This window comes from Azospirillum sp. TSH20, assembly GCF_003115935.1.
Taxonomy (GTDB): Bacteria; Pseudomonadota; Alphaproteobacteria; order Azospirillales; family Azospirillaceae; genus Azospirillum.
In genome coordinates this window covers 1-2,104 of the sequence record NZ_LGQU01000203.1, presented here as the reverse complement: position 1 = coordinate 2,104, position 2,104 = coordinate 1, and the positions used below count along the sequence as shown (strand labels likewise).

1 protein-coding gene and 2 pseudogenes are annotated in these 2,104 nt (G+C 66.0%); all 3 read right to left on the bottom strand.

The genetic code is table 11. From position 1 onward, the window contains the following. A pseudogene (locus TSH20_RS34190) lies at positions 1 to 343 on the bottom strand (succinate--CoA ligase subunit alpha); the annotation flags it as partial. A 1-nt stretch (position 344) separates the two neighbouring features. After that, positions 345 to 1,544, bottom strand: a complete 1,200-nt coding sequence (gene sucC, locus TSH20_RS34185; protein ID WP_109493034.1) for an ADP-forming succinate--CoA ligase subunit beta — start codon at positions 1,542 to 1,544, stop codon at positions 345 to 347. A 306-nt stretch (positions 1,545 to 1,850) separates the two neighbouring features. Then, positions 1,851 to 2,104 (bottom strand): annotated as a pseudogene (locus tag TSH20_RS34180) (CoA transferase); the annotation flags it as partial.

The following is a 2,104-nucleotide window of genomic DNA, read 5'->3' as shown; positions in this document are numbered from 1 at the left end:
AACCGTCCAGGGCGCGCTTGACGCGGACCATGTCCAGCACCGGGATGCCTTCGGTGATGCAGACCACCAGCGGGATCTCGGCGTCGATCGCTTCCAGGATCGCGTCGGCCGCGAAGGGCGGCGGCACGTAGATCACGGAGGCGTTGGCACCGGTCTTCTCCACCGCTTCCGACACGGTGTCGAAGATCGGCAGGTCGAGGTGCTTGGCGCCGCCCTTACCCGGGGTTACGCCGCCGACCATCCTGGTGCCGTAGGCGATGGCCTGTTCGGAGTGGAAGGTGCCCTGGGCTCCGGTGAAGCCCTGGCAGATCACCTTCGTGTTCTTGTCGACGAGAACAGCCATCTCACGCGGCCTCCTTCTTGACGGCGGCGACGATCTTCTTGGCTGCGTCGTCCAGATTGTCGGCGGACAGGATCGGCAGGCCGGAGTCTGCCAGGATCTTCTTGCCCAGCGCCACGTTGGTGCCTTCCAGCCGCACCACCAGCGGGACATGCAGCTTCACGTCGCGGGCCGCGGCGACCACGCCCTCGGCGATCACGTCGCAGCGCATGATGCCGCCGAAGATGTTGACCAGGATGCCCTCGACCGCGCTGTCGGACAGGATCAGCTTGAAGGCCGCGGTGACGCGCTCCTTCGTGGCGCCGCCGCCGACGTCGAGGAAGTTGGCCGGCTCGGCACCATAGAGCTTGATGATGTCCATGGTGGCCATGGCAAGACCGGCGCCGTTGACCATGCAGCCGATGTTGCCGTCGAGCTTGACGTAGTTCAGCTCGTGCTTGGCGGCTTCGATCTCGGCCGGGTCTTCCTCGGCCTCGTCACGCAGCGCGGCGACCTCCTTGTGGCGGAACAGCGCGTTGTCGTCGAAGCTCATCTTGGCGTCGAGTGCCAGGATGTCGCCCGAACCGGTGACGATCAGCGGGTTGATCTCGACGATAGCGCAGTCCAGATCCACGAAGGCCTTGTAGGCGGCCTGGATGAACTTGGCGGCGGCGCCGACCTGCTTGCCTTCCAGGCCGAGCGCGAAGGCGACCTTGCGGGTGTGGTAGCCCTGGATGCCGGTGGCCGGGTCGATGGCGACCTTGACGATCTTCTCCGGCGTGTTGTGAGCGACCTCTTCGATCTCCATGCCGCCTTCGGTCGAGGCGATGATGGTGACGCGGCCGGTGGCGCGGTCGATCAGCAGGCCGAGATACAGCTCGCGCTTGATGTCGGCGCCTTCCTCGACATAGAGGCGCTTGACCTCCTTGCCCGCCGGGCCGGTCTGCTTGGTCACGAGAACGTGGTTCAGCATCTCGGCGGCGTTGGAGGCGACCTCCTCGATCGACTTGACGACGCGGACGCCGCCCTTGCCGGTCGGATTGTCCTGGAACCGGCCGGCACCGCGGCCACCGGCATGGATCTGCGACTTCACCACCCAGACCGGACCGCCCAGCTCGCGGGCGACCGATTCAGCCTCTTCCGGGGTGAAGGCCACGCCACCGCGCGGAACGGCGACGCCATACCCCCGCAGCAGATCCTTGGCCTGATATTCGTGAATGTTCATGGTTTGCGTCTCAACCCTGTCGGGAATGGTCTTTTGGATGCCGCGGGGAGTCGGAAATTTGTCGACTGACAGGCGGCGGATTTTTAAAAGTCCGGGCTTCGGCTCTCAGGCGACCGGGAAGGGGACGGTCGGGGGAGAGGGAGGCGCGGTCGAATATTTGAAGGCACTATTCACGGCGGGGTTAGCCCCCCACCTAACCTCCCCCGCTGGGCGGGGGAGGGACTGCCGCTGAACGTCGACGAAGCTCCTATCCCCCCTCCCCCGCCCAGCGGGGGAGGGTTGGGGTGGGGGCATCGAAGCGTGAACCTACTCCGCCGCCAGCCGCTCCACGGCGCCGATGGCGCCGCTGTCGCGGATTTCGACGATCTCACGCTCGCCGAAACCCAGCACGTCACGCAGGATTTCGTCGGTGTGCTCGCCCAGCAGGGGGGAGCGGGTGACCTCCGTCGGGCTGTCGGACAGCTTGATCGGATTGCCGACCGTCAGGTAGCTGCCGCGGGTCGGATGCTCCACCTCGACCAGCGTGCCGGTCTCGTAGAGCGACTTGTCCTCGGCGATCT